Source organism: Streptomyces sp. Z26, from assembly GCF_003665095.1.
GTDB lineage: Bacteria > Actinomycetota > Actinomycetes > Streptomycetales > Streptomycetaceae > Streptomyces > Streptomyces phytohabitans.
Genome location: NZ_RCHV01000002.1, coordinates 1,588,265 through 1,613,096, shown reverse-complemented (window position 1 = coordinate 1,613,096; position 24,832 = coordinate 1,588,265). Strand labels below are relative to the sequence as shown.

General features: G+C 72.8%; 23 protein-coding genes, 1 pseudogene and 2 riboswitches. Of the genes and pseudogenes, 14 read left to right on the top strand and 10 right to left on the bottom strand.

The window, feature by feature from the left end:
* Positions 1-451 precede the first annotated feature (451 nt).
* Positions 452-1,546 carry an aminotransferase class I/II-fold pyridoxal phosphate-dependent enzyme gene (locus D7M15_RS07110; RefSeq protein ID WP_240649594.1) on the top strand — a complete coding sequence of 365 codons (1,095 nt, stop codon included), beginning with the start codon at positions 452-454 and terminating at the stop codon, positions 1,544-1,546.
* A gap of 85 nt (positions 1,547-1,631) precedes the next feature.
* Complete coding sequence (locus D7M15_RS07105; RefSeq protein WP_121520370.1) at positions 1,632-2,099, top strand: DNA-binding protein; 468 nt, start codon at positions 1,632-1,634, stop codon at positions 2,097-2,099.
* Between the two features lie 91 nt (positions 2,100-2,190).
* Here the strand turns inward: D7M15_RS07105 and D7M15_RS07100 are convergent, their stop codons facing one another.
* Together D7M15_RS07100 and D7M15_RS07095 are read right to left on the bottom strand one after the other, a co-directional pair.
* A complete protein-coding gene (locus D7M15_RS07100) occupies positions 2,191-3,051 on the bottom strand; it encodes a glycoside hydrolase family protein (RefSeq protein WP_121516712.1) in 861 nt (286 codons plus the stop codon).
* Between the two features lie 114 nt (positions 3,052-3,165).
* Positions 3,166-3,942: a thaumatin family protein gene (locus D7M15_RS07095; protein WP_127201716.1), complete on the bottom strand. Its 777-nt coding sequence runs from the start codon at positions 3,940-3,942 to the stop codon at positions 3,166-3,168.
* 247 nt (positions 3,943-4,189) lie between these two features.
* Here D7M15_RS07095 and D7M15_RS07090 point away from each other — a divergent pair, with 247 nt between their 5' ends.
* A complete protein-coding gene (locus D7M15_RS07090; RefSeq protein WP_121516710.1) occupies positions 4,190-4,852 on the top strand; it encodes an XRE family transcriptional regulator in 663 nt (220 codons plus the stop codon).
* Positions 4,853-4,876: 24 nt separating this feature from the next.
* Complete coding sequence (locus D7M15_RS28395; protein ID WP_240649593.1) at positions 4,877-5,023, top strand: DUF6126 family protein; 147 nt, start codon at positions 4,877-4,879, stop codon at positions 5,021-5,023.
* Between the two features lie 30 nt (positions 5,024-5,053).
* Here the strand turns inward: D7M15_RS28395 and D7M15_RS07085 are convergent, their stop codons facing one another.
* Together D7M15_RS07085 and D7M15_RS07080 are read right to left on the bottom strand one after the other, a co-directional pair.
* Positions 5,054-5,836, bottom strand: coding sequence for a thioesterase family protein (locus tag D7M15_RS07085; RefSeq protein WP_121516709.1), 783 nt, complete (start codon positions 5,834-5,836; stop codon positions 5,054-5,056).
* Between the two features lie 257 nt (positions 5,837-6,093).
* The gene (locus D7M15_RS07080; RefSeq protein ID WP_240649167.1) at positions 6,094-7,083 is read right to left on the bottom strand and encodes a glycoside hydrolase family 64 protein; all 990 of its coding nucleotides are present in this window, start codon (positions 7,081-7,083) and stop codon (positions 6,094-6,096) included.
* A gap of 345 nt (positions 7,084-7,428) precedes the next feature.
* Here D7M15_RS07080 and D7M15_RS07075 point away from each other — a divergent pair, with 345 nt between their 5' ends.
* A complete protein-coding gene (locus D7M15_RS07075; protein ID WP_121516708.1) occupies positions 7,429-7,602 on the top strand; it encodes a CsbD family protein in 174 nt (57 codons plus the stop codon).
* Between the two features lie 75 nt (positions 7,603-7,677).
* Here D7M15_RS07075 and D7M15_RS07070 read toward each other — a convergent pair whose 3' ends face one another.
* Complete coding sequence (locus tag D7M15_RS07070; protein ID WP_165906212.1) at positions 7,678-9,210, bottom strand: serine hydrolase domain-containing protein; 1,533 nt, start codon at positions 9,208-9,210, stop codon at positions 7,678-7,680.
* An 86-nt stretch (positions 9,211-9,296) separates the two neighbouring features.
* Here D7M15_RS07070 and D7M15_RS07065 point away from each other — a divergent pair, with 86 nt between their 5' ends.
* Both D7M15_RS07065 and cimA read left to right on the top strand, forming a co-directional pair.
* Entirely contained in the window at positions 9,297-9,941 is a 645-nt protein-coding gene (locus D7M15_RS07065) for a TetR/AcrR family transcriptional regulator (RefSeq protein ID WP_121516706.1), read from the top strand.
* Between the two features lie 93 nt (positions 9,942-10,034).
* Positions 10,035-10,169, top strand: a riboswitch (cobalamin riboswitch).
* A gap of 427 nt (positions 10,170-10,596) precedes the next feature.
* A complete protein-coding gene (gene cimA, locus D7M15_RS07060; RefSeq protein WP_121516705.1) occupies positions 10,597-12,405 on the top strand; it encodes a citramalate synthase in 1,809 nt (602 codons plus the stop codon).
* Here cimA and D7M15_RS07055 read toward each other — a convergent pair.
* Positions 12,371-14,692, bottom strand: a complete 2,322-nt coding sequence (locus tag D7M15_RS07055; protein WP_121520366.1) for a pyruvate dehydrogenase — start codon at positions 14,690-14,692, stop codon at positions 12,371-12,373. The two genes, cimA and D7M15_RS07055, sit on opposite strands and share 35 nt — an antisense overlap.
* A 209-nt stretch (positions 14,693-14,901) precedes the next feature.
* Here D7M15_RS07055 and D7M15_RS07050 point away from each other — a divergent pair, with 209 nt between their 5' ends.
* The 3 genes from D7M15_RS07050 (at position 14,902) to D7M15_RS07040 (ending at position 16,804) form a co-directional block, all read left to right on the top strand.
* Complete coding sequence (locus D7M15_RS07050; RefSeq protein ID WP_240649166.1) at positions 14,902-15,393, top strand: Lrp/AsnC family transcriptional regulator; 492 nt, start codon at positions 14,902-14,904, stop codon at positions 15,391-15,393.
* A 101-nt stretch (positions 15,394-15,494) separates the two neighbouring features.
* A riboswitch (cobalamin riboswitch) is annotated at positions 15,495-15,620 on the top strand.
* 57 nt (positions 15,621-15,677) lie between these two features.
* Complete coding sequence (locus tag D7M15_RS07045) at positions 15,678-16,100, top strand: (2Fe-2S) ferredoxin domain-containing protein (RefSeq protein ID WP_121516703.1); 423 nt, start codon at positions 15,678-15,680, stop codon at positions 16,098-16,100.
* 86 nt (positions 16,101-16,186) lie between these two features.
* A complete protein-coding gene (locus D7M15_RS07040; protein WP_121520364.1) occupies positions 16,187-16,804 on the top strand; it encodes a (2Fe-2S)-binding protein in 618 nt (205 codons plus the stop codon).
* 137 nt (positions 16,805-16,941) lie between these two features.
* Here the strand turns inward: D7M15_RS07040 and D7M15_RS28915 are convergent.
* Positions 16,942-17,220: pseudogene (locus D7M15_RS28915) on the bottom strand (NUDIX domain-containing protein); the annotation flags it as partial.
* Positions 17,221-17,300: 80 nt separating this feature from the next.
* Positions 17,301-18,356 (bottom strand): protein kinase family protein, encoded by a 1,056-nt coding sequence (locus D7M15_RS07030; RefSeq protein ID WP_121516702.1) that lies wholly within the window; start codon positions 18,354-18,356, stop codon positions 17,301-17,303.
* A 218-nt stretch (positions 18,357-18,574) separates the two neighbouring features.
* On the opposite strand from D7M15_RS07030, the gene D7M15_RS07025 reads away from it, so the two are divergent.
* Complete coding sequence (locus tag D7M15_RS07025; protein ID WP_121516701.1) at positions 18,575-19,234, top strand: HAD family hydrolase; 660 nt, start codon at positions 18,575-18,577, stop codon at positions 19,232-19,234.
* Here D7M15_RS07025 and D7M15_RS07020 read toward each other — a convergent pair.
* Positions 19,215-20,489 (bottom strand): transcriptional regulator, encoded by a 1,275-nt coding sequence (locus tag D7M15_RS07020; RefSeq protein WP_121516700.1) that lies wholly within the window; start codon positions 20,487-20,489, stop codon positions 19,215-19,217. The genes D7M15_RS07025 and D7M15_RS07020 overlap by 20 nt on opposite strands.
* A 603-nt stretch (positions 20,490-21,092) precedes the next feature.
* Here D7M15_RS07020 and D7M15_RS07015 point away from each other — a divergent pair.
* The 3 genes from D7M15_RS07015 (at position 21,093) to D7M15_RS07005 (ending at position 23,824) form a co-directional block, all read left to right on the top strand.
* The gene (locus D7M15_RS07015; protein ID WP_121516699.1) at positions 21,093-22,196 is read left to right on the top strand and encodes a radical SAM protein; all 1,104 of its coding nucleotides are present in this window, start codon (positions 21,093-21,095) and stop codon (positions 22,194-22,196) included.
* Between the two features lie 68 nt (positions 22,197-22,264).
* Positions 22,265-22,810, top strand: coding sequence for a CYTH domain-containing protein (locus D7M15_RS07010; RefSeq protein ID WP_121516698.1), 546 nt, complete (start codon positions 22,265-22,267; stop codon positions 22,808-22,810).
* Positions 22,811-23,023: 213 nt separating this feature from the next.
* The gene (locus tag D7M15_RS07005; RefSeq protein WP_121516697.1) at positions 23,024-23,824 is read left to right on the top strand and encodes an aminotransferase class IV; all 801 of its coding nucleotides are present in this window, start codon (positions 23,024-23,026) and stop codon (positions 23,822-23,824) included.
* Between the two features lie 9 nt (positions 23,825-23,833).
* Here the strand turns inward: D7M15_RS07005 and D7M15_RS07000 are convergent, their stop codons facing one another.
* Entirely contained in the window at positions 23,834-24,793 is a 960-nt protein-coding gene (locus D7M15_RS07000; RefSeq protein ID WP_121516696.1) for a cobalamin-binding protein, read from the bottom strand.
* Positions 24,794-24,832 lie beyond the last annotated feature (39 nt).

Genomic DNA, 24,832 nt, shown 5'->3' with positions numbered 1-24,832 from the left:
GTGGGGTGCGCGGGACGGGTGGGAAGAGTGGGGCACGTGAGTCCTCGGGAGTCAGGAAGGTGGCGCACTGCGACTCGACTGCTCCGAAGGCTCGCCGCATCCCGACTCCCTGTCCGTGCCCGGCCGTTCCGGCCACCGCTCCCGCGCGCCGGGGGCCCGGCGCGATCGGCCGCGACCCTACCGCGCGGACCCCGGCCGGGCACGCCCTTTTCGCGCGGTCGGGCAGGGGCCCGTACGGCACGGCGACCACCCCCGCCGGTAAGGGGCGTGACACGGTCTGTCGCTTACGGTCGCCCGTGCCTATCGTGAGGCCATGGACAGCCCTCCGCGCCACCCCGCCACCGCTGCCGCCGCCGGACCGGACACCCCCGACCCCGCCCCCGCCCCCGACCCCCTGGCCGCCTCCCCGCTGCACCGCCTCTCCCTCGACGAGCTGCGCCGCCGTACGAGCATGAAGTGGCGCGCGTACCCCGAGGACGTACTGCCGCTCTGGGTCGCGGAGATGGACGTCCCGCAGGCCGAACCCGTCGTCCGCGCGCTCACCGACGCGCTGCGGCGCGGGGACACCGGCTACCCGGCGGGGACGGCGTACGCGGAGGCGCTGGCCCGGTTCGCGGCCGACCGCTGGGGCTGGGACGGGCTCGCCGTCGGGCGCACCGCGATCGTGCCCGACGTGATGCTCGGGGCCGTCGAGATGCTGAAGCTGGTCACCGGCAGGGGCGACGCCGTGGTCGTCAACTGCCCCGTCTACCCGCCCTTCTACCAGTTCGTACGGAACATGGACCGCCGCGTCGAGGAGGCACCCCTCGACGCCGACGGCCGCCTCGACCCCGCCGCCCTCGCCGCCGCCTTCGCGCGCGCCACCGCGGGCGGGCGCCCCGCCGCGTACCTGCTGTGCAGCCCGCACAACCCCACCGGCACGCTGCACACCGCCGCCGAACTGGCCGCCGTGGCGGCGCTGGCGCGGGAGCACGGCGTACGGGTCGTGGTGGACGAGATCCACGCGCCGGTCGTGGCGGGCGGTGCCACCTTCGTGCCGTACCTCAGCGTGCCGGGCGGCGAGGACGGGCTGTCGCTGCTGTCCGCGTCCAAGGCGTGGAACCTGCCCGGCCTGAAGGCGGCCGTCGCCGTCGCCGGACCGGACTCCGCCGCCGACCTGGCCCGCCTCCCGGAGGAGGTGAGCCACGGGCCGAGCCATCTGGGGATCATCGCGCACACGGCGGCGCTCGACCACGCCCGCGACTGGCTGGACGCGGTCCTCGCCGGTCTCGACGCCAACCGCCGGTCGCTCGCCGCGCTGCTCGCCGAGCACCTGCCGGGTGTGCGCCACCGGCCGGGCGAGGCCACGTACCTGGCCTGGCTGGACTGCCGGGCGCTCGGCCTGGGCGACGAACCGGCGGACGCGTTCCTGGAGCGCGGCCGGGTCGCGCTCAACGCGGGGACGTCCTTCGGCACGGGCGGCGCGGGCCACGTACGGCTGAACCTGGCGACGTCGCCCGAGGTGCTCGCGGAGGCGGTGCGGCGGATGGCGAAGGCGGTGGGGTGAACGGGTCGCCGCGCGGGGGCGTATGAACGAGATGTTCACAACGAAACGTTGACACCGGCTCCATGTGCCGTCCATGCTGGTCCGCATGGCAGCGAACAGCGCACGGAACAGCGGGCCGGTCGACGACCCCTTCACGCCCCCCAGCCCGGAACAGGAGCGGCGGCACCGCGTGCACGCCTCCCTCTTCCGCATCGCCGAACGGCACGCGGCGACCGACGCGCAGCGCGCCCGCCAGGTCCACCCGACCGTGCTCGGCCCGCACGAGGCGGTCCGGCTGGTGGCGTTCCTGCTCAGCGGCGCGGCGCAGCCGGAGGAGGGGGAACCGGAGGTCGACCGCGCCGACCTCACGGCGGCGCTCAGCCTCGTCCCCCGGGCGCGCGGCGAGTTGGACGAACTGGAGGCGGGCCTGCTGCGGATGGCCCGTGGCCGTGGCATGACCTGGCAGGACATCGCGTTCGGCCTCGGCCTCGGCACCCAGCAGGCGGCCCGCCAGCGCTACGAGCGGCTGGTGAGCCGTACGGCGCCGGAGGACGGCGACGGGGGCGGCGCGTAGGACGTACGCGCCACGGGCAACGCCAACGGCGTGCGGTACGGCTGGGCAGCCGCACCGCGCGCCGTCGTACGGGACGTGCCCGCGTGGCCCGTTACGCGGGGGCGTCGCGGTAGGCGCGGCCGGTCGCGTTGAGGGCGCCGCCGGAGTGCAGGCCGGTCGGGCTGGCCTCGGTGGACAGCGTGAACCAGGCGTGGCGCTCCACGAAGTCGAGCGAGTTGAGCATCGGCACCACGGCGCTGACGAACGCGGTCTGCTCGCCCTCGGAGGGGTAGCGCGGGCTGGAGCCGGTGAAGTCGGTCAGGGCGTACTCGGTCAGCCAGATCGGCTTGTTCCAGCGCTCGTGCGTCGCCTCCAGGTAGCCGCGCAGGTGGTCCACGGCGTCCGGGCCGAAGTCGGCGCCGTACCAGTGCAGGGGGATGAAGTCGACGCGCAGCCCGCGGTCGTTCGCGCCCGACATGAACTGCTCGAACCAGGAGCCCGGCTGGTCCGCCCCGTACGCGACGGCCGGAGCGCCCAACCGCATGCCGGTGCCCTCCAGTTGGGGCCACAGCTCCAGGGCGCGGGACGCGGGCATGTTCGCCTGGCCCGCCATGTCGGGCTCGTTGAAGCCGAGCAGTTGCTCGCCCTCGCGGGCGGCCTTGCCGAGGTCGTCCGCGTTGACGGAGTCGGCGCCCCAGATCATCGGCACGAACTCGACGCCCTCGGGGCGCGTGACGTCGCCCGTACCGGACGCCCAGTTGTAGTACCAGGACGCGCCCACGTCGGTCAGGGCCGCGCCCGCGCCCTGGAACGACGTGGCGCTGACGCCCTTGCCCCCGGCCGCGGCGGCGCGCGGCGCCCCGGCGGAGGCGGTGGACTCGGACGTGGTGGCGAGGGCGGCACCGGCGGCGGTGGCCGCGCCGAGCGCGGCGGCGCCGCCGAGGAAGCGGCGCCGGGACAGGGCGGGGGTCATGGGCACGGTCCTCCGTGGGGTGAGGCGTACGGGGTGAGACGTACGCGGCGTGGGGGCGTACGGGCGGGGTGCGGGCTCGCGCCGCGCGGGTCAGCGGGTCAGCGGGTCAGCGGGTCAGTGGAAGGTGACCGTGAAGCCGGAGCACCTGGTGCAGTTGCGGACGACGTCGTTGCCGGGCACCGAGTCGTTGCCCGACCAGGAGTACGCCTTGGGGCAGCGCTCCGACATGGTCCGGCTGTAGTCGGTGTCGGGCGAGTCCGGCTCCGGGTTGTCGCAGTAGAGGGGGTCGCCGGTGGCCGGGTCGGTGACCAGGTCGGCGGCGGGGCAGGCGGGCAGCAGGTCCTCGGGGCAGCCCGCGGTGGAGCACTCCCCGGTCTCGGGGATCGGGTCCACGTCGGAGTCGACGGTGACGGGTACGGAGACGCCGTCCACGTAGCTGGTGTTGTACCAGAGGCCCAGCGGGTCGTTCCGGTCGAAGTGGAACTCCGCGAAGCTGGCGGGCTGCGGGGTGTAGATCGAGCAGCGGTCGGAGTACGGGCCGCAGTCGCCCACCTGGCAGTGGAAGTCGCCGCCGTCCTCGCCGGAGCAGCCCTGGCGGGGCACGAACTTGCCGTACCACTTGCCCTCGGCGTTCTCCGGGATCGGGACGGTGGCCCGCTGGCCGTCGTCCAGGGTGGGCAGGCCGGTCAGCTCCTGGGAGCCGGGCTCCGCGACGCTGCCGATCCAGAGGCGCCCGCCGGTGTTGTTCACCAGGGTGACCGTGTACTCGTCGGCGGCCCGGCGCTCGTCGTCGGCCTGCGGGGCGCCGGCCCCCGCGGTCGTGGCCCCGAACAGGGCCAACATGCCCATGACAAAGGCCAGAACGGCCGTCTTCGCGCGGGTCGTTCGCACGGGGGGTCTCCCTCTGCCGTCCGGAGCGCGGGCTGCGCGCCGTCGCAGCGGACATCGTTGTCCCCGTGGCTCCCGGTGTCAACGCGCACGGGTACGGGGCCCGCCGACTCCCGCCGGAGCGCCCGCGGCCGACCCCGGTCGCGGTGCGGGCGGGCACGGGACGGACCGCGGGGCCCGCCGACTCCCGGCGCTTTGCCTCTGGGGCAAAAAACTTGCCCCACGGACCGGCGCCTGCCTCAATGGACGCATGCCCTCCGACCGCCCCGCCCCCGGCGGCGCCACCGCCGGGGAACCGCCCGGCGTCGGCCCCCGGCTGTACGAGCTGCGGCGCGCCCACGGCCTCACGCTGGAGGCCGCCGCCCGCCGCGTCGGGCTGTCGCCCGCGCACCTGTCCCGGCTGGAGACGGCGCGGCGGCAGCCGTCGCTGCCGATGCTGCTGACGCTGGCCCGCACCTACGGTACGACGGTCTCCGAACTCCTCGGCGAGGCGCCGCCAGAGCGGGAGCCGGTGATCCGCGCCGCGCGCGCCCGGGACACCGAGGCCGACGGCTGGGTGTACCGCGAGGCGGGCGGCTCCGGGCGCGCGATGCAGGCCCTGCGCGTACGGGTACCGGCGGGCGGCGCGCAGCGGGACCTCGTACGGGTGCACCCGGGGGAGGAGCTGCTGTACGTGCTCCGGGGTGAGCTGCGGCTCGGCCTCGGGGACGCCGAGCACCTGCTGGCGCCGGAGGACTCGGCGCACTTCGACTCCCGTACGCCGCACCGGCTCTCGGCGGCCACGGCGGACGGCGTGGAGCTGCTGTTCGTGCACACCCTGCTCCGCAGCGGCGCCGCCGAGCTGTGCCTCGGCGGCGCGGGCCGCGACGGCGCGGGACACCGGCCCGTCAGGGCACCCGGGCAAGGGAGTTGAGGCGTCATGGCGGCGAAGGACGAGATGGCGGCGAGGGACGAGCCGGGGGCCGAGCGCGGCGACGGGCGGTTCCCCCGGGGGCTGGCCCTGCGGCTGTTCGTCTACCTGGTCGGCGGCCACTTCATCGCGGGCTTCCTCTTCCTGCTGTTCGAGGTGGGCGGGGGCAAGTAGCCCCGGCGGCCCGCCCGGTGCGGCGGCGGCTCACAGCGGCCGTACGGTGAGCATCTGCTGCGCGTACCCGACCGGTCCCGCCACGTCGTGCAGCACGCTGCTCGTCGTCCCGTGTCCGCCCGCGCCGAAGACCACCGTCGTGTCCAGGCCGGTCCAGGGGCCCTCGGGCTGCCGGTGCAGGTGCAGCGTCAGGTCGACGTTGGGGAACATCCACTTCGTGGGCGGCTGCCGTACGGCGATCCCGTTCGCGGTGTCGACCAGCGCCACGTACGACGCCAGCGGCCCCGACGCCTCCCCGGCGACGAGGTCGAGGGGCGTGCGCACCCAGGCCGCCGTACGGCCCGGCCGCGGTGTGCCGACCGGGCGGATGTCCACGGACGCGATGTAGCCGCCCGGCCACTGGTCGGCCAGCGACCACGACGCGAGCCCGTCGGGCGGCGTGAGCGGCTCGGGGCCGCCGCCCGCGACGGCGGCGGTGTCGCCGTGCGCGAGGAGCCAGGCGCGGGCCCGTACGACGGGGCGGTCCGCGATCAGGACGACGGCTTCGAGGAGTTCGATGGTGCGGCCCGGCCGTACGCTCTCCACCCGGATCTCGCACTCGTCGAGCGCGAGCCGCCCCAGGATGTCGAAGCTGATCCGGGACAGGGCCATGCCGCGTTCCGGCGCCGCCGCCGGGTGGCGCTCCAGGGCGTGCGTGATCAGGCCGCCGAGCGGGCTGAAGTGCTGCTCGGCCGGGTCCCAGGCGCCGCCCGCGTGCGGGGTGGGCCGGTAGCGGTGCGCGCCGCGGGGTTCGTAGTAACTGCCGGTGTCCAACGGGTGGTTCCTCTTCCTGCGCCGTGCCCGACGGGGCGTGCCCCGTGGCCTCCCGGCGCCCGTCCCCACCCGCCCGCCTGCGCCTTCCGCACCCGGACGTCCGGTACGACCGTACCGCCGCGCCCCCGCGCGCACGCCACGGGCCCGGCGCCCCCGGACGTACCGGGGGCGCCGGGCCCGCTCAAGCGGTGCGCGCCACGTGGTGGGTGCCACGTGCTCACGCGGTGCGCGTGCGTACGGGCCGGGCCCGTGCGGCGTCAGTAGCCGACGGCCACCGCGAGCCACTGCGGGTCGTTGTGCGAGACGAACGACGACTGACCGGCGAAGTCGTCGTACGGGAAGCCGTACGCCAGGTTGTTGATGCCGTGGTCGTGCCAGAACTTGGCGTAGTAGTTGGCCGGACCCTCCTGGTAGTACTTCGCGGGGTCGGACCAGTCGCCCTCGGACAGGTGCGCCACGTGCCGGTTGACGGCGGAGCACTTGCCGGCCTCCTCGGCCAGCGCGCCGGAGCAGCCCATGATCTCGGCGGTGGACGCGTTGATGCCGGAGGACTCGGCGTACGACTTGAAGTAGTCCGCGTGCGCGCCGCCGTCCTGGAAGTCGGGGGAGCTGCGCGGCGCGAGGATGTTGGAGCCGTCCTCGGCGGCGAGGCCGTCGAACTCGTCCGGCATCTCGTCCTTGAACTGCGCGATGGTCTCCTCGCGGCTCTGCTGGAAGGTCGAGTAGTCCTCGCCGACCTGCACGTCGTTGCCGTCGTGCGACTTGAGCCGCATGGCCAGCTTCAGCCCGAAGCCGTCGACGCGGGTGGTGTTGCCGTTGAACACGTCGTCGCCGACGGTGAACTCGATGAAGTCCGTCAGCTTGCCGTCCGGCGAGCCCAGGTGGAACGTCATCCGGCCCGCGCTGTTCGCCGCCATGTCGACGGTGTCCTTCTCGGCGATCGAGTGCGTCTCGTCGTTGAACGTCCAGAAGACCTGGTCGTCCGGGTACTTGTCGTTGGTCCGGTTGAGGACCTTGACCGTCAGTACGTTCTCGGCGGGCGGGATGCTCCCGGTGTCGCCCCAGAACTCGTCCGGCGGGGTGTCGCCCATGGCGGCCTTCCCGGCGGTGCTGTGCTCGGTCTTCTGTCCGGCCTTCGCCGCGTCGTCCGGGTTGGCCTGCGCGTTCACGGCGAGCCCACCTGCGGTGACGGCCCCGATGGCCAGCCCTATGGCGAGCCGCTTGCGCGCTGAGATACGAGAAGCCACGTGAAGTCCTATGCGTGGGGGGTGAGGACGCACGAACGCTAGCGCGCCCCAATGGCCTGGACCAGTGGGCGTAAGGGAAAGGCTGTGCAAACCGGGCCGCCGCTGACCGTCCGCTAAGGCGCGGTTAAGGGGCCGTTGAGGAAGCCGGGCGGGGGAGAGCCGCGGGGGAAGTCCGTCGCGCCGCCCACCGGCGTCCAACGGGGTTACTGGCCCCAGGAGTTGGGCCGCGGATCGGGTACGACGCGTCGGCGGCGGTCGTGGAACGGACGCGGAGGCAGGTTTGTCCGCCGCGAATGCGGTCAACCGGTGGGGGACGCCGAAGTACGTACAGCGAAGGTGAGTGACATGGCTGCCGATGAGAAGAGCCAGGCCAAGACCGAGCAGGCCAAGGGCAAGGTGAAGGAGGCCGTCGGCCGCGTCGTCGGCAACGAGAGCCTCACGGCGGAGGGCCGCGCGGAGCAGTCCAAGGGCGACGCCCGCCAGGCCAAGGAGAAGTTCAAGGACTCCCTCACCGACTGAGGCCCGGCGGCCCGCACACGGCCTGGTCCCGCGGAGTCCCCTTCTCCGCGGGACCAGGCCGTCCCGCTGCCCGGGTCAGACCCCTTCCGTGTCCGCCGGTACCGACCGTGCCGGGGAGGAGGGCGCGCCGTCCCGGGCCCGGCGCAGGAGCGTCAGCCCCTGGACGAGGCGTACGACGGCCAGCGCCGATCCGCCCACCGCGACGGCCACCAGCAGCCAGCCGAGGTCGGGGGCGTAGAGGCGGACGAGGTCGGGTCCGGCGCCGAGGAGGTCCGGGACGGCGAACCAGGCGCCGTGGGCGAGGCCCGCACCGAGGAGCACCCAGACCGCCGTCGTCAGGGCGACGCGCCGCCGCGACGCGGACGTCCCCGCCGGGCGCAGGAGTCGGAAGAGCGTCCAGCCGGTCGCCGCGGCGACGGCGACGGCGACGGTCGTCCCCACGGCGAGCAGCGGCTTGTACGCGGGGTCCTCACCGGCGTCCTCCGGCGTGCCTCCGGCCAGGATGCGGGCGGCGCCCAGGGAGGTGGCGGCGAGTGCGGAGTCCTGGAAGTAGCCGTAGATGTTCTGGAGCACGACCAGGGCCCGGCCGGTGTCGGGCAGGAGGACGACCGCGGCGTGGTAGCCGGGGGCGGCGCCGCCGTGCCACACGGTGCGGGTGCCCAGGTCGGCGTTGGCGTCGTCGTCGCGCCAGCCGAGACCGTAGGCGGCGGAGTCGTGGACGCGCGCGGTGCCGTGGTGCATGGCCCGTACCGAGTCGGGTCGCAGCAGCCGACTCTTCCCGAGCCGGCCCTCCGCGAGGTGGGCCATGGCGAAGTGCGCGAGGTCCTCGACGTCGCCGCCGAGGTAGCCGTAGCTCGGGCCGGTGCGGTCGAACCGCGCCGGAACGGCGACCGGTCGTCCGTAGACGTAGCTGTGCCCGTCGGGCAGCCGCGCGGCCCGTGCGGGGGTGGCGACGGTGCCGTCCATGCGCAGCGGGTCGAGTACGGCCGTCTTCAGGTGGTCGGCGTAGGAACGGCCGGTGACGGCCTCCACCAGGGCGCCGAGCAGGAGGTAGTTGGCGCTGGAGTACAGGTGCCGGGTGCCCGGTTCGGCAGCGGGGGTGACCGAGGCCAGGTCGTCGACCGCTTCGCCGTAGGGGTCCTCGTGCCGGTCGAAACGGTCGGTGGCGCCGGTCCTCTCGGGGATTCCGCTGGTGTGGGTGAGCAGGTGCCGGACCGTGATGTCGGCAGCCGCCTCACGGTCCGCGAGGGTGAATCCGGGCAGGTAGCTCCGCACGCTGCGGTCGAGGGCGACTCTGCCGTCCTCGACGAGCCCCATCACCGCGGTCGCGGCCACCGGCTTGGCGACCGAACCCCACAGGAACGGTGTCCGGTTGGTCACGGGCTTCCCCCGGCCGTCGTGTCCTCTCGTACCGACCCGTTCGATCCGCTCGCGGTCCACGATCGCGTAGGCCATGCCGGGTGTCTCCGTCTCCGCCATCCGCTCGCGCAGGTACCGGTCGACTTCGCGTCCCGTGTCCTCGCGCGGCGCCGCGGAGGCGGGCGCGGCCGTCCCGCAGAGTGTCAGCAGGGCCGCGAGCAGGGCGGCGCGGCAAGCGTGTGGTCTCAACTTCTCCCCCGTTCCGGCGGCCGTGCGCCGCCATAACCGTATGAGCATATGGTTATGGCCGCACACTACCTTGGTACGGTCGCCGCATGGCGCGCACCGCTGATCACGACGCCCGCCGTCGGCAGATCTGCGCGGCGGTGCGCCGCATCGTCGTCCAAGAGGGCCTGGACGTCGCCACCATGGCCCGCGTCGCACGCGAGGCGGGCTTCTCGGTCGGACTGGTGCAGCACTACTTCCCCAGCAAGGACGCCCTGCTGCTGCACACCTGCCGCCAGGTCATGGCAGACGTGAACACGCGGGTGGCGGCACTCATCACCGAGGGGGAGAAGCGCGAACAGGCCATCAGGACCACCGCGTTCGCCTCGCTCAAGGAGATGCTCCCCCTCGACGCCGCCCGGCGGGACGAGTACCGCGTCACCCGCACCTTCCGCGGCCGGGCGCTCGACAACCCCGACTTCGCCGACACCGTCCGGAGCACCGCCGCGGACCTGCGCGCCCAACTCGCCCGAGCCGTCACCAACGGCAAGGAGTGCGGCGAGGTCCCGGCCGACACCGACCCCGAGCTGGCCGCCACCCGCATCACCGCCCTCCTCGACGGCCTCGCCGACCAACTGCACCAGGACCCGGCCCGCGCTGTCGGCCACCGCGGCCTCGACAGCTGCGCCGAGGAGATCCTGAAGACCGCCCTGCGCGAGGTCTTCAGCGGAACGTGCGGACGCTACCGTCGCTGACGGCCGACCCCCACCAGCGGGACGACATCGACCGGCGGGTGGACCTATGGGCGGACCTAGGGGTGGATAGCGGGCGCCCTCGGCGGAGTTGGGCTGCTATACCTGGGCGCAAGTGCCTGCGAGGTGGGGAAGCCGGTGTGAATCCGGCACGGTCCCGCCACTGTGACCGGGGTGCCCTCGCGGGGGTGCTCCGGAAGTCAGATCGCCGCCCGCAGGCTTCACGACGAAGCCCACGAGGATGGAGCTGACGCGTCATGTCTTCCGTGCCGCCCTGCCGCGAAACCCGGCCCCGCCGCGAAGCCCGTTCCGGCGCCGCCCGGTCCGACAGCCCTGCCCGCACCGACTGTTCGGCTCCCCCCGGCCGCGCGCGCGTCCCGTACCGGCACCCCGTCCCGTACGGCGGCCCGTGCCCGCCGCCCCGCGCCGTGTGACGGCCCGGCGCCGCCACCCCTGACCCGGCGCGCGGCGCCGCCGTACGCCCCGCGCGCCACGTCCGTCACCTCCGCCCGTCCCGTCCCCGCACCCCGCGCCCGCCCGCCCGCCGCGTCCTGTACGCGTGCCGGGGCGGCGGCCGAGTGCGCCCGGACGGCGGGCCCGTACGCCTTCCTCCGCGACCCACGCTGCCCGCACGCACGGGCAGGGAAACGAGCCACCAGTGACCCGTACGACCCCGGCGGGAACGCCCCTGAACGACGCGTTCCACCTCTACGACACCACCCTCCGCGACGGCTCCCAGCGCGAGGGCATCTCCTACTCCGTGGCCGAGAAGCTCGCCGCCGCCCGCGTGCTCGACGCCCTCGGCGTCGGCTTCGTCGAGGCGGGCTGGCCCGGCGCCATGCCGAAGGACACCGAGTTCTTCCGGCGCGCGCAGGACGAACTGTCCCTGCGGCACGCCGCGCTCGTCGCCTTCGGCAGCACCCGGAAGGCCGGGACGCGCGCGGACCGCGACCCGCAGGTGCGGGCGCTGCTCGACGCGCAGGCGCCGGTGGTCACGCTGGTCGCCAAGTCCGACGCCCGGCACATCCGGCGTGCGCTCCGTACGGACGTGGCGGAGAACCGCGCCATGGTCGAGGACACCGTCCGGTTCCTCGTCCGCGAGGGCCGCCGGGTGTTCCTGGACGCCGAGCACTTCTTCGACGGCTACGCGTACGACCCCGCCACCGCCCTCGGCGTCCTGGAGGCCGCCGCCGGTGCCGGGGCCGACGTCGCCGTACTGTGCGACACCAACGGCGGCCGACTCCCCGACGACCTCGGCGCGACCGTCGAGGAGGTCGTCGCCCGCACGGGCCTGCGCGTCGGCATCCACTGCCAGAACGACACCGGCTGCGCGGTCGCCTGCACCATCGCGGCCGTACGGGCGGGCGCCACGCACGTGCAGTGCACCGCCAACGGCTACGGCGAACGCGCGGGCAACGCCGACCTGTTCGCCGTCGTCGGCAACCTCAGCACGAAGCTCGGCATGGCCGTGCTGCCCGAGGGACGACTGGCCGAACTGTCCCGTACGGCCCGCGAACTCGCCGCGCTGGCGCACCTGCCGCACGACCCGCACCAGCCGTACGTGGGCGACTCGGCGTTCGCGCACAAGGCGGGGCTGCACGCGAGCGCCGTCAAGGTCGACCCGCTCCTCTACAACCACGTCGACCCCGTGACCGTCGGCAACGGCACGCGCATCCTCGTGTCCGAGATGTCCGGCCGCGCCAGCCTGGAGCTGAAGGCCGCCGAACTCGGCCTGGACTTCGCGGGCGCGCCCGACGCCCTGACGCGCGCGGTGGCGAAGGTGAAGGAGCGGGAGGCGGCGGGCTGGTCGTACGAGGCGGCCGACGCCTCCCTGGAGCTGCTGCTACGCGCGGAGTTGGCGGGGGACGGTGCGGTGGAAGGCGGCTTCCGGGCGCCGTTCGCCGTGCTGGCGCACGAGGTGCGGTCGGAGCGGCGTACGGACGGTACGGCGCTGTCCGAGGCGACCGTACGGCTGCGCGCGGACGCGGGGGAGCCCACGGGGGAGATCCGGCACACCGCGCGGGGCGACGGGCCGGTGGAGGCGCTGGACGCCGCGCTGCGCGGCGCCCTGCGTGCCCGGCTGCCGTGGCTGGACGCGCTGGAACCGACCCGTTACGACGTGCGGGTCCTCGACGACGCGGACGGCGCGGGCGCCGCGATCCGCGTCACCCTCACCTCCCGCCTGGGCGGGCGCGAGTGGACCACCGTGGGCACGCACGCCAACCTGGTGGAGGCGGCGCTCCTCGCGCTCTGCGACGCGCTGGCGTACGGCGACGTGTACGGCGAATCGGGCGGCGTACGGGACGCGGCGCGGGGGACGTACGGGAGACGGCGTCCGTCCGCTGAGCGACGCGGCGCCGCACGGGCGCGACGCGGCCCGGCCGGGGGCGGTCCCCCGGCCGGGCCGGTCGGCGTCCGGTCGGCGGACCCGGTCAGCCCTCGACGAGGTCGAGGGCGGCGCCGATGACGCTGTCGGCGTCGATCCCGTGGTGCCGGTACACGTCGTCCAGCGCCCCGGACTGTCCGAAGGCGGTGACGCCGAGAGTGGTGAGGGGGACGCGGTGCACGGTGCCGAGGAACGCCAGCGTGTGCGGATGGCCGTCGACGAGCGTCACCATCGGCGCGGCCCGGTGCGCGGGCAGCACCTGGTCGAGGATCCAGTCCTCCGCCCGTTCCTGCCCGCGCCGCCCCCGGGTGGCACGGAAGAGGAGGTCCGCGCTGGTCACGCAGACGACGTCCGCGTCGTGCCCGAGCGCCGCCAGCCGTTCCGCCGCCGCCAGCGCCTCCGGCACCAGCGCGCCCATCGCCGCGAGCGTCACCGCGGGCCGCTCCGCCGCGTGCCGCAGCACGTAGCCCCCGGCCGTGACCTGGCGGCGGCGCCGCTCCCGCGCGGCCGGGTCCGTCGGCACCGCCGCGAGGGACTGGTCGGTGGGCCGGGTCGACAGCCGCAGGTACGCCGACTCGCCGCCGGGCTTCCCGATACGGCCGAGCGCCGCGCGGAGGCACCACTCGGTGTCGAGGGCGAAGGCCGGTTCGTAGCTGACGCAGCCCGGCTGCTCGATGCCCAGCGACGGCGTCGTCACCGACTGGTGCGCCCCGCCCTCCGGCGCCAGCGACACCCCGGACGGGGTGCCGACGAGGACGGACTGCCCGCCCGCGTAGATCCCGTACGACCACGGCTCCAGCGCGCGGTTGACGAACGGGTCGTACAGCACGCCGATCGGCAGCAGCGGCTTGCCCCAGCGGCTCCACGTGGTGCCCAACTCGCCCAGCAGACCCACCAGGTTGGTCTCCGCGATGCCCAGCTGCACGTGCTGCCCCCGGGCGCTCTCCCGCCAGTGCAGCATCGTCTCGGGGTCGTCGGTGAACCAGTCGTGGCCCGTCGTGGGCGACCACACGCCGACCTTGTTGAGCCAGCCGCCGAGGTTCGTGGACGAGGTGACGTCGGGCGCGGTCGTCACGATCCGCTCCGCGACCTCCGGCGCGGTCCGCGACAGGTCCAGCAGCGTACGGCCCAGCGCCTGCTGGGTGTTGCCCACGCCGGTGGGCGCCGTACGGCCGCTGTCCGGCGGTACGGGCGGCGGTACGGACTCCGGCAGCGCGGGCCGGCGCAGCCGCTCGGCGGTCGCCGCGCACAGCGCCGCCTCGGCCGAGCCCTCCGGGAACGCGGCCCACGGGTCGTCGAGCGCGGCGCCGAGGTCGTGGGCGACCTGCCGCATCTGGTCGGCGTTCAGCAGCGTCGAGTGGTTCTGCGGGTGGCCCTCGGTGGGCAGGCCGTGGCCCTTCACCGTGTACGCGAGGACGACCGTCGGCCGGGTGTCGTCGATCGCGTCGAACGCGCCGAGAAGCGACGGCATGTCGTGCCCGCCCAGGTTGCGCGGCGCGCGCAGCAGCGTCTCGTCGTCCAGGTCGGCCACCAGCCGGGCCAGCGCGGCGCGTTCGCCGCCCTCGCCGGGCAGCCTGCGCCGCAGCTCGTCGGCGGAGCAGCGCAGCAGCCGCTGGTACTCGGGGTTGCTCATCGAGTCGATACGGGCCCGCAGCGCGTCGCCGCCCGGCCGCGCGAACAGCTCCTCCAGCAGGCTGCCGTACTTCAGCGTCAGCACCTGCCAGCCCGCGGCCTCGAACATCCGGGCCAGGCCCGCCGGGGTCGAGCCGGGCACGACACGGTCCAGCGACTGCCGGTTGAGGTCCACGACCCACACGACCTCGCCCAGCCCGGCGACCATCGGGTCGCGCAGCGCCTCCCACACGGCGCCCTCGTCCAGCTCCGCGTCACCGAGCAGCGAGAACTGCCGCCCCCGCGGCGCCGGTTCGCCGAACCGGTCCCGTACGAGCCGGTGCGCCAGCGCGCCCCACAGCGGCGCGGTGGCGCCGATGCCGACGGAGCCGGTGGAGTAGTCGACGGGGTCGGGGTCCTTGGTGCGGCTCGGGTAGCTCTGGAGGCCGCCGAAGGCGCGCAGCGTCTCCAGCTGCTCGGGCCGGAGATGGCCGAGGAGGTAGTTCACGGCGTGCAGTACGGGGGAGGCGTGCGGCTTCACGGAGACCCGGTCGGCCGACGTCAGTCGCCCGAACCAGAGCGCCGTCATCAGCGACGTCATCGACGCGCTGGACGCCTGGTGGCCGCCGACCTTCAGCCCCGTGGGGTTGGGGCGGACCCGGTTGGCGTGGTCGACGATCGCCGTCGACAGCCACTTCACGCGGCGCTCCACCGACTCCAGCAGCGCGCCGGTCGCCTCCGCGCCCCGCCCGTCCACCGCCGCACCCGCTCCGGACGACCCCGCGTCCCGCCCGTCCGCCGCCGCGCCGTCCCGCAGTCCGTTCAACGTCACTCCCCGTGCCCTCCGACCTCGTCCTGCACCGCATCGTCAGACGAGCAAAATCGCAGGTCCACCGCCACGTGCGCAATCAACGCCCCCGGGATGCGCCAAACTGCCCAGTCCGTACCGCACCAGGAGTGCCCACCGTGAGCAATGTGAGGAGGGCCGGAGCCCTCGACGCGACCGACGCGCGTGTCCTCCGCGCCCTGAACGAGGAGCCCCGCGCCACGGTCCTGGCGCTCGCCCGCCGTCTCGGGATCTCCCGCAACACCGTGCAGGCGCGCCTCGCGAAGCTCGAACGGGAGGGCGTCCTCCGGCCGTTCGAGAGCCGCATCGACCCGGCCGCCCTCGGCTACCCGCTGACCGCGTTCGTCAACGCCGAGGTGGAACAGAGCCGCCTCGACGAGGTCGTACGGGAGCTGGCGCGCGTCGACGAGGTCGTCGAGGTGATCGGCGTCAGCGGCGACATGGACCTGCTGGTCCGGGTCATCGCGTCCGACGCGGACGAGCTGTACCACGTCGCGGGCCGCATCCTGGCGTGCCCCGGCGTGCGCCGCACCCGTACGTCGCTGGCGATGCGGGAGTTGCTGCCGTACCGCCTCACGCAGGTGCTCGACACCCTCGCGGACGACGGCTGACCGGCACGCCCCGGGGTCCGGGCCCCGGGCTTCGGACCTCGGGCGCTGTGGGAAGGGCCGCCGTCCTCTGCCAGGATGGCGGGGTAACAGGCGACGGCGGGACGAGGAAGCCGGTGGGAATCCGGCGCGGTACCGCCACTGTGACCGGCGAGCGGACCCCGCGGAGCCACTGCCCGGCGACGGGCGGGAAGGCGGGGGCGAGCGGTGACCCGGGAGCCAGGAGACTCACGCGGTCGCCTCCTCGACGACCCGGGGCGGTGTACCCCGGAGGGGATGGTGCGCGTATGGCCGGGGAGCCGACAGGGACGGGCAGGGGCACGGGCACGGCGACAGGTGCGGTGCCGTGCCGGGTCACGGTGTGCCGGGACTGCTGCTGCGGTACGGCGAAGGTGCGCGGCGTCGACCACGCGGCACAGACCGCGCGGCTGCGGCGGGAGGTGCCCGTACGGATCTCGGAGTGCCTCGACGTGTGCGAGCAGGCGAACGTGATCGTCGTGCAGCCGTCCGCCGAGGGCCGCGCGGCGGGCGGGCGGCCGGTCTGGCTCGGGCTGGTGAACCAGGAGGCGGCCACGGACGACGTCGTCGAGTGGGTACGGGCCGGGGGACCCGGCGTCGTACCGCTGCCGGACATCCTGGACCTGCACACGTTCACCGCGCCGGGGCGAGGCGGGGCGGGCGCGCCAGCGGAACCCGGCCCGGCGGCGTGACGGAGCCACCGCGCCCCGCGCCCGCGGGAGTTGCCGCGCCCGGCGGGGCCGTCGCCGCGGCCCTGCGGGACGTGGCGGACCTCGGCATGTTCTTCGCGGTCCGCGTCGGCGGCCCGGACGCGGGCTGGCACCCCGTACGGGACGCGTACGCGCGCGGCTACGACGACCTCGTCACCGCCACCGCCGCCCGCTACGGCACGGCCGAACTCCGCGTCGGCGCCTCCCTCGTACAGCTCTCACACGCCGCCCGCCTCTGGTCCCCCGTACTGGCGTGCGCCGTGCTGCACGGCGTGGTCCCGTCCCTGACGGACCTCCAACGGGCGGACGACGGGATGGCGTTGCGGCTGCCCACCGCGTCCGGCACGTACGCGCCGGACGGCCCGGCGCTCGCCGCGAAGCTCTACGACACGGTGGTGCGCGGGCAGTTGGACGTACTCGCCGCCGGACTGCGGGTGAAGGTCGCACCCCGGCTGCTCGCCGGGAACGCGGCCTCCGCCCTGGTCGGCTCGGCCCGCGTACTCCTCACCGCCCGCCCCGCCCTGCGCACCCCGCTCACCGCGCTGACCGCCGAACTCCTCGCCACGGGCCGCCTGGCCGGGACCGGCGGCGTCACCGGACCGGGCCCGGTCTTCCGCCGCCGCAGCTGCTGCCTCCTCTACCGCACCCCGTCGGGCGGCACCTGCGGCGACTGCCCCCTGACCTGACCCGGGGGCCCCGGCCCCGAGGCCGCCCGCGCCGGGTACGGGCCCCCGGCGCACCTGTCATAGCGGAAAGCCCGTCCCAACAGCGCCGGTGCGGCGGCGAGTTCGGGTCGTGGCGCCTGCCCCCGGCCCGTACGGGACCGCAGCCGGTGGAGCATGAGCAGCGCGGCGAGCGCGTTCGCGGAGCGGACCTCGCCGCGCTCGACCAGCGTGGGCACCCTCTCCAGCGGTACCCACTCCCTGCGGGCCGACTCGATCTCGTCCACCGGGACCTCGCGTACCTGCTCGGCCGTGTCCGACCAGTACACGCGGTGGTGGGACGTCGAGATGCCGGGCATCGGGTCCATGGCCACCAACAGCCGCATCGGGCCTGGCCGCCAGCCCGTCTCCTCCTCGAACTCCCGGGCGGCGGCCCCGGCCGTCCTCTCGACCGGGGGCTGGCTGCGGACGCTACCCGACGGCCGATTCACCCCCCCCGCCTGTAACGGGCTGCCTCCGATCACGTACTTCGCCCCATCCGAGAGATCGTTGCCAGCGGATGGGGAGCCGCTCGGCTCTCCTGTTGAAACTCGCGATAGAAGTTGCCCATCACCGCCGCGACCGGTGCGTAACGGACAAGGAGCGCCGCGACCGACGCCGGAACCCCTTCCGGAGTCACCCCTTGGGCGCACGCGGTCACAAACGCTTTGCGTTCTTCCGGTGTGTGTCCGTAGAGAGCGACGGCCAGCCAGCTCATCAGGTGGGTGACGGCATAGCACTGGTCGTAAGTGCGGTGCTCGTCGAAGAAGTCGGCCTCGTCCCGCGAGAGGTCGAAGCGTGAGGAGACCGCGAGTCCGTAATCGGTGAAGAAGAGCTGTTGGCCGTCGGTGAGGATGTTCTCGAAGTGGACGTCGAAGTGCAGAAGTCCGTGGGTGTTCATGAACGAGATGCCGACTTTCAGCTCCTCGTCGACCATGGCGCAGACCCGTTCGGCCTCTTCGTCGCTGGCCCCGACCTGGACGCTCAGCCAGTCGTGCAGATTCTGCGGGATGTACTCCAGGAACAGCACAAGGCTTGCCGTGGAATGCTGGAGAGCTTCGATCCGTCGGCGTACCGCTGATCCGCCTCCCCAGTAGGCGACGGCTCGGTCCACATCGGCCAGTTCCTCGGGCAGCGGCTGGCCAGAGTCTGGGATCACCCGCCAGTGGTACATCAGAGGGAAGCCCTCGTAGTCCCCCGCGACCACCCAGTTCGTCGTCATGGTGTGCGCGGCCAGCTCCCGCCAGGCTCCAAACCCCGGGCCGCCGATGGTGCCGATGCCGTAGTGGCAGAAGGTCGGGAGCTCGAACAGATTTGCGGTGGAGTGAATATGCTCCGGCCGTCGCTCCAAATCGGTCAGCCGTACCTGCTTGACGAAGACCCGGGTTCCCTCGACCTCCAGCAGGACCGTTGTCCCACCGATGCCCGATCCCAGCGGTGCGCCGGCGTCCACGAACTCGCGCAGATTGCGGTCACTGCGCAGCGCCAGCGATGTGGAAACGGCGCCGTGGGCGGCCAGACGAGCACCGCGGGACATATCAGGGCCCTTCACACTCTCCTCCAACCGTGCCCCGCCCTCCTGTTCAACGGCTCCAGCAGGCGCCAGGACAGGGGCCAAATACCACTCTCCCACGCAGAGCCGGTCAGAGGCGGCGTAACTGGAGGTGCTGCAGGTGGGGTTGATGGCACGGGCGACTGACTTCGTCTCCTTCGGTCCCCGCCCTTCTGCCACCCAGATGTTCTACGCTGCCGCCCATGATTCGTGCAGTGGTGTTCGACGTCGGTGAGTGCCTGGTGGACGAGACCCGTGAGTACGGGACATGGGCGGACTGGCTGGGGGTGCCGCGGCACACGTTCGCCGCGATGTTCGGCGCGGTCATCGCACGGGGGCAGGACTACAGGGAGACGTTCCAGGTCTTCCGGCCGGGCTTCGATCTGGCTGAGGAGCGGGAGAAGCGGGCCGATGCCGGGCGACCCGAGTGGTTCGGTGAGGACGATCTGTACGCAGACGTACGACCCTCGCTGGAGGCGCTGCGCCGGGACGGGCTCTGGGTGGGAATCGCTGGGAACCAGACTGTGCGCGCCGGAGGGCTGTTGCGCGGCCTCGACCTGCCCACCGACATGATCGCCACCAGCGACGACTGGGGCGCCTCCAAGCCGGACGTGGCGTTTTTCGAGCACGTCATCGAGGCGGCCCCCGCAGAGGCCGGCGAGATTCTGTACGTGGGCGATCGGCTCGACAACGACATCCGGCCCGCCGTGCAGGCTGGACTCCTGACGGCGCTGATCCGTCGCGGCCCCTGGGGAACCATCCAGCAGAATGATCCGGACGCGGACGCGATCACGACGATGCGGATCGGCTCCCTGGCCGAACTGCCCGAGAGGGTGGCGAAGTTCAACGCTGGAGAGCGCTGACCGTCATTCCCCAGTCGTAGAGCCGGTCGTCAAGGTCCCGTACGCACTGCTCCTTCTGCCAGGGGGCGAGGGCGCGGCGGACCTCGCGGATGCGGTCCATGCCGGTCGCGTACCAGGTCAGGGCGAGCTGATCGAGGGCTTCACCCGCGAACGCGCAAGCTGGCTGCGGGTTGCTGTCCGCCACCTCGACGGCGGCGAGGTCTCCGAGGACGACGGTGCGCTGTTTGTTGGACTCGGGCGGGAGCGCATCGAGGACCTGGAGAAGTGTTTCGCGCGCTTGAGGGATGTGGCCAGCTTTGAGCTGAGTGTTGCCCTTGAACGCGGCCAAGCGGGTGGGACTGAACCAGTCCATCCATGGGGGTGTCGTGTGCTCCGAGCCGTCTGCGAGGACGTCTTCGGCGTGCCCTATGAGGTGCAGAGCGATGCGGGTGTTGCCGCAGCGTGTCTCGCATTCGGCCTCGACGGCGTCGAGCCAGGCCCGGAACTCGGCGGAGGCACGGCCTCGGCGGGCGTAGGTACGGGCGGCGACCATGCGCTCGACCGCCGCATCGCGGTCCTCGTCCCAACCGGAGATGAAAGCGGTGTGGGCGAGGACGGCGGCACCCATGAGGGAGTCGTCCGCTTCTCCTGCTGCTTGCAGAGCCCTGAACAGGGTCTCGCCAGCCTGCTCGGGTTCGCGTAGGTCGAAGAATTGGATGCGCCCGGCCAGGAGATACGTCTCGGCCAGCGCGGCTGCCAGGCGGGGGCGGGCGGGCGGAGCGACCTCGGGGAGCAGTGCGCAGCCGAGCCGTGAGTGTTCCAGGACGGCCGGGTGGAGGATGGCCGGGGCGACGGACCAGTAGAGGTGGCGGTGAGAGCGGGTCACTGCCTCGAAGTCCGTGCTGACGGTGGCCGGCTGCGTGACGAGCGCGGCCTGTGCGGGGACCGAGGTTAGGCGCATCCGGGGCGCGGGCGCGCTCGTTGAAACTGCGCGACCGGGTTCTTGTGGCCCCTGGCCCGGCCCCCAGGGAGCGGTGAAGCCGAGGACCTCGATGTCCTGGCCCAGGACATGCGTGAGAACCCGACGGACGTCAGGCTGGGGCCACGGGGGGTCGGCGGACTCCCAGCGCCGAACTTGACGGACGCCAACGGCCAAGCCGGGGATGCCGAGTTGGGGTGCCGCCCGCGTAATGGCATCGGTCAGGGCTTGCTGGGAGTTGTATCCCGCCGCTACACGAGCGGCCTTCAGGCGGGTGTTGCCTATGGGACGGGGCATGGCACCTCCGTGACGCGACGGGCTCTGGTCTGACGATCTCACGGAAGGCCCCCTTCAGGGCGTGAAATCACCAACAGGTTCAGATTGAAGCCCTCTTGAGGCCCTGTAGATGACCTCTGAAAGTCCTCGAAAGAGCCCTTTTCGATCGCGACGATGACAGCTCCATATTCCAGCCTTCCGGCTAGGAGCCCCACATCATGACACGATCACGAGATAAGGCGGATATGTCCGCAATAGATACTATTGGCGGCTACAAGCTCCAAGCCGTTTGCATCTGTTGAGGCGCGATCTGTGTCCCACGCCGCGCGGGTATACGCGTCTTGGAGTTGCTGAGCTCCCGCAGCGGCGCCGTTATCGAGGCCCCGCACGGGCCCGCTCTCCACTGGCTCGCGTCCACGGCACCACTGCCACTTGGGACATCACGGGTACTCGACAGCTCGGCTTGGCTCAGCAATTCGTTGTCCCGCCTGTGGGAGCGCGTTCAATGCCCGGGCCCGTGCTGAGCAGGGCTTGGCCCTCAATTGCTTCTCCGCCCGCCCGGCAGGAAGTCCTCGGCGCGGTCTTCGCGCCATGAATCACTCCCGTCTCCAAGGAGCAGCGGTCATGTTCCAGCACCATGCCTTACGGCAGATCAGCAGCGACGTGCCCGTACGGGTCTCGATGGACCGCACGCTGAGGGTGAAGGTCATCGACGCCTGCGGTCTGACCTGCACCTTCTGCCACAACGAAGGGACCCCTGTCAGCGCGGACAACCCCGGTCGCCGATCGGTTCCCTTCGCGTCCGCAGGTAGATCGGGGCGGACATCGATCTATCTCGGCTCGAATGGCGCCCGCTTCCTCAGCGCTCCCATCGTCCCCGACGAGTCGTTCCGTACAGCCCTCTCCCAACTGCGAGACGCGCTCGGCTTCGACGAGGTCCACCTCACTGGCGGTGAGCCGACCCTTCATCCGCGCCTTGCCCAGATCATCACCCTTGCCAGGGGCGCCGGTTACTCCGCCAGCGTCACCTCGAACGGCGAGAATGGCGCGCGATCGCTGCCCGAGTGCGCTCGGGCGGGCCTCGACCACGCCAACTTCTCGATCTTCGGCACCACTTCCGAGGAACTCGCTCAGGTCCAGGACAGCCGGTACCGCTCCCGACGGCGAGCCACCCACAAGATCATGGCACTGGAGCAGTCGATACGACTCGCAAGCTCCCTCGGTATCGGCGTACGCGCGAACATCGTCATCCCCGACCACAGCCACATCCCCAGGGTCCACCGCCTGCTGGAGAGGTACTCGCCACGGGTGTCCGTACGCGTTCTGACCTCGTTGGCTGACGGTCCCGCTTCCCTCGACGCAGTCGGCGCGCTTCTGGACCAACTCGATGCCCGGCCTGAAGAGGTCCATCTGATCGCCGGCACCTCCGGATTTCGCATCGCCTACCGGCTGCCTGATGGCCAACGACTGGTCGTCAAGCACATACGCCCGCTGCGACTGCTGGGGACCTGTACGAGGTGCCCCCTCAACAACAGCACCGACTGTCAGGAGGGCTACTACGGCGTCCGGTTGTACCGCGACCGGGAAGGCGTTTTCCACGTGGGCGTGTGCATCCAGCGCATGGATCTCTGTCTGTCCGTGGAAGAGTTCGTGGACAGCCAGATGTGCGCCGAGGTTCGCAGGACCCGCGAGCAGGATCTGCGCGAACTCCAAGCCCTGACCGCGTAGAACCGTCGTAAGCCCTCCGTAGCGGAGTACCGCACGGAAGACACCAACTGATCGAAAGCGAGAATGTTTTGGCTCGGCACGAATACGAAGCGAAGTTCCTGCGGGTCGACGTCGATGTCGTCCGCGACCGGCTGCGGGCTGTCGGCGCCGAGAGGGCCTTCGACAGGACGATGTTCACCCGGCTCATCTTCGAGAACGATGCCGTCCAGGGTGAGCAATGGCTGCGCCTGCGAGATGAGGGCGGCAAGACCACACTGACGCTCAAGCAGGTCAGCGACGCCACTCACATCAACGGCACCACCGAGATCGAGGTCGAGGTCGACGACCTGGACCGCACCGCGGAACTTCTCGCCGCTCTCGGTCTTCGCCAGGTGCGGTATCAGCAGAACTACCGCGAGGAATGGCAGCTGGACGGAGTTGCCTACGACCTCGACACCTGGCCCGGTCTCCCCACTTTCCTGGAGGTCGAGGCCGACTCCGAGGAAGCGGTCCGCAAAGCTGTGTCGGACCTCGGCTTCGACTACGCACAGGCCCGCTTCGGAAGCATCGACCTCATCTACAAGAGCGAGCTGGACCGCGACATCCTCACCGAACCCACCCTGCTCTTCGCCTGACGGGCCCGACGAGATCACCGAGCACCGCTCAGGCTGCGAAGTCCGGTAAGAGTGTGGTGGGCGGGTTGATGCTCGACCGTGTCGCCGCGAGCGGACACCCACGGTGGCAACGGTTTTGCCACCGGGTCCGTTTCCTGTCCCCGAACGCTGTGGCCTGCCGCCCCACTTCGGCTGAACGCGGCAGGTCGCGGGCGGTCCTGGCAGGCTGGGGGCATGGTGACTCTCGATGGGCGGCCCGTCTCCGCCGACGATCTGGCCGCCCTGGCCCTCACGAACATGGGGCACTTCACGTCCCTGCGGGTCGAGGGCGACGGGAGCGTGCGGGGGCTGGCGCTGCACATGGAGCGGCTCGTACGGGACTGTTCCGCCGTGTGGAACACGGCGCTCGACACCGGCCGCGTGCGGGCGTACGTGCGGCAGGCGTTGGAGGGGCGGAGCCTGCCGTGCGTCGTACGGGTCACGGTGCACGATCCCGGCGTCGACCTGGGGCGTCCCGCCGACGCCCGCGCGCCGCGCGTGTTCGTGTCCGTGCGCGAGGCGGGCCCGCCGGCGGCGGAACCCCTACGCGTACGGAGCGTGGTGTACGAACGCGATCTGCCCGAGGTGAAGCACACGGGCCTGTTCGGCGCCCTGCACGCGCGGCGGACGGCGCAGCGTGTCGGTGCCGACGACGCGCTGTTCGTCGGCCGCGACCGGCTGGTCTCCGAGGGCCCCACCTGGAACGTCGCCTTCGTCGACCACGACGGCACCGTCGTGTGGCCCGACGCCCGCGTGCTCCCCGGTGTGACGCGGGCCCTGCTCCGGCCGTACGGCACGCACCGCGTCAGCCCCGTGACGCCGGAGCGGGCGAAGGGCATGGCAGCCGCGTTCGTCACCAACACCGCTGTCGGCGTACGGGCGTTGGCCGCGATCGACGACACCGCGTTCCCCGTGGACCACGAGGTGGTGCTGCGGCTCCGGGAGGCGTACGCGGCGCTGCCCGGCGAGCGGCTGGAGGACGACGGCGACGGGTGACGGGCCGCGTCACCCCAGGTGGCGGGCCTCGTCCGGGTGGAGCGGCGCGCCCGCCGGGACGTCGTGCAGGAGGCGGGCCAGGACCTCCGCGCCGCGTACGACGCGGGGGCCCGGCCGGTTGAAGTACGCGGGGCCGTCGAGGACCCAGACGCGTCCGGCGCGTACGGCGGGCAGTTCCGCCCAGCCGGGCAGGGAGGTGAGCGACTCCGTTTCGCACAGGGTGCGTTCGGGGCTGAAGCCGCACGGCATGAGCAGTACCGCGTCCGGGCGCGCGGCCCGTACGGCGTCCCACTTCACGGGGCTCGTGTGCTCGCCCGGGGCGGCGAGGAGGGACGCGCCGCCCGCGCAGGCGAGTTGGTCCGGCACCCAGTGCCCGGCGGGCCACAGCGGGTCCAGCCACTCGATGGCCATGGTGCGCGTACGGGGCAGGCCGCGCGTCAACTGCCGTACGTCCGCCAGCCGTTGGTGCAGCTCTGCCCGGCGTTCCAGGGCGGTCGCCCGTACCCCGAGCAGGTCGCCCACGCGGACCAGGCAGTCCAACACGTCGTCCAGGGTGCGGGGTTCGAGGCTGAGCACGCGTGGGCCGCCGCCGTCGAGGACGCGTACGGCCCGGGTGACGCTCCCGTACGACACCGCGCACACGTCGCACAGGTCCTGGGTGAGGACCACGTCCGGGGCGAGGCGGGCCAGCGCCTCGACGTCCAGGGCGTAGAGCGACGACCCCTGGTGTTCGCCCGCGCCGGACGCCCCGGCGACGGTCCCGCCCCCTTCTCCGCGACCGCCCACCGCCGCCGAGATCTCGCGGCTGCTCAGCGCGTCCGGCGCGAACCCGGCGGACGTCACCACGGGGACGTCCGCCACTCGCGCGGGCGGCCAGTCGCACTCGTGGGTGCGGCCCACCAGGGCGTCGGCCAGGCCGAGTTCGGCGACGATGTCGGTGGCGGCGGGCAGCAGGGAGACGATGCGCATGTCCCGACCGTACGGCCCCCGACCGTGCGCGTGCCGCGA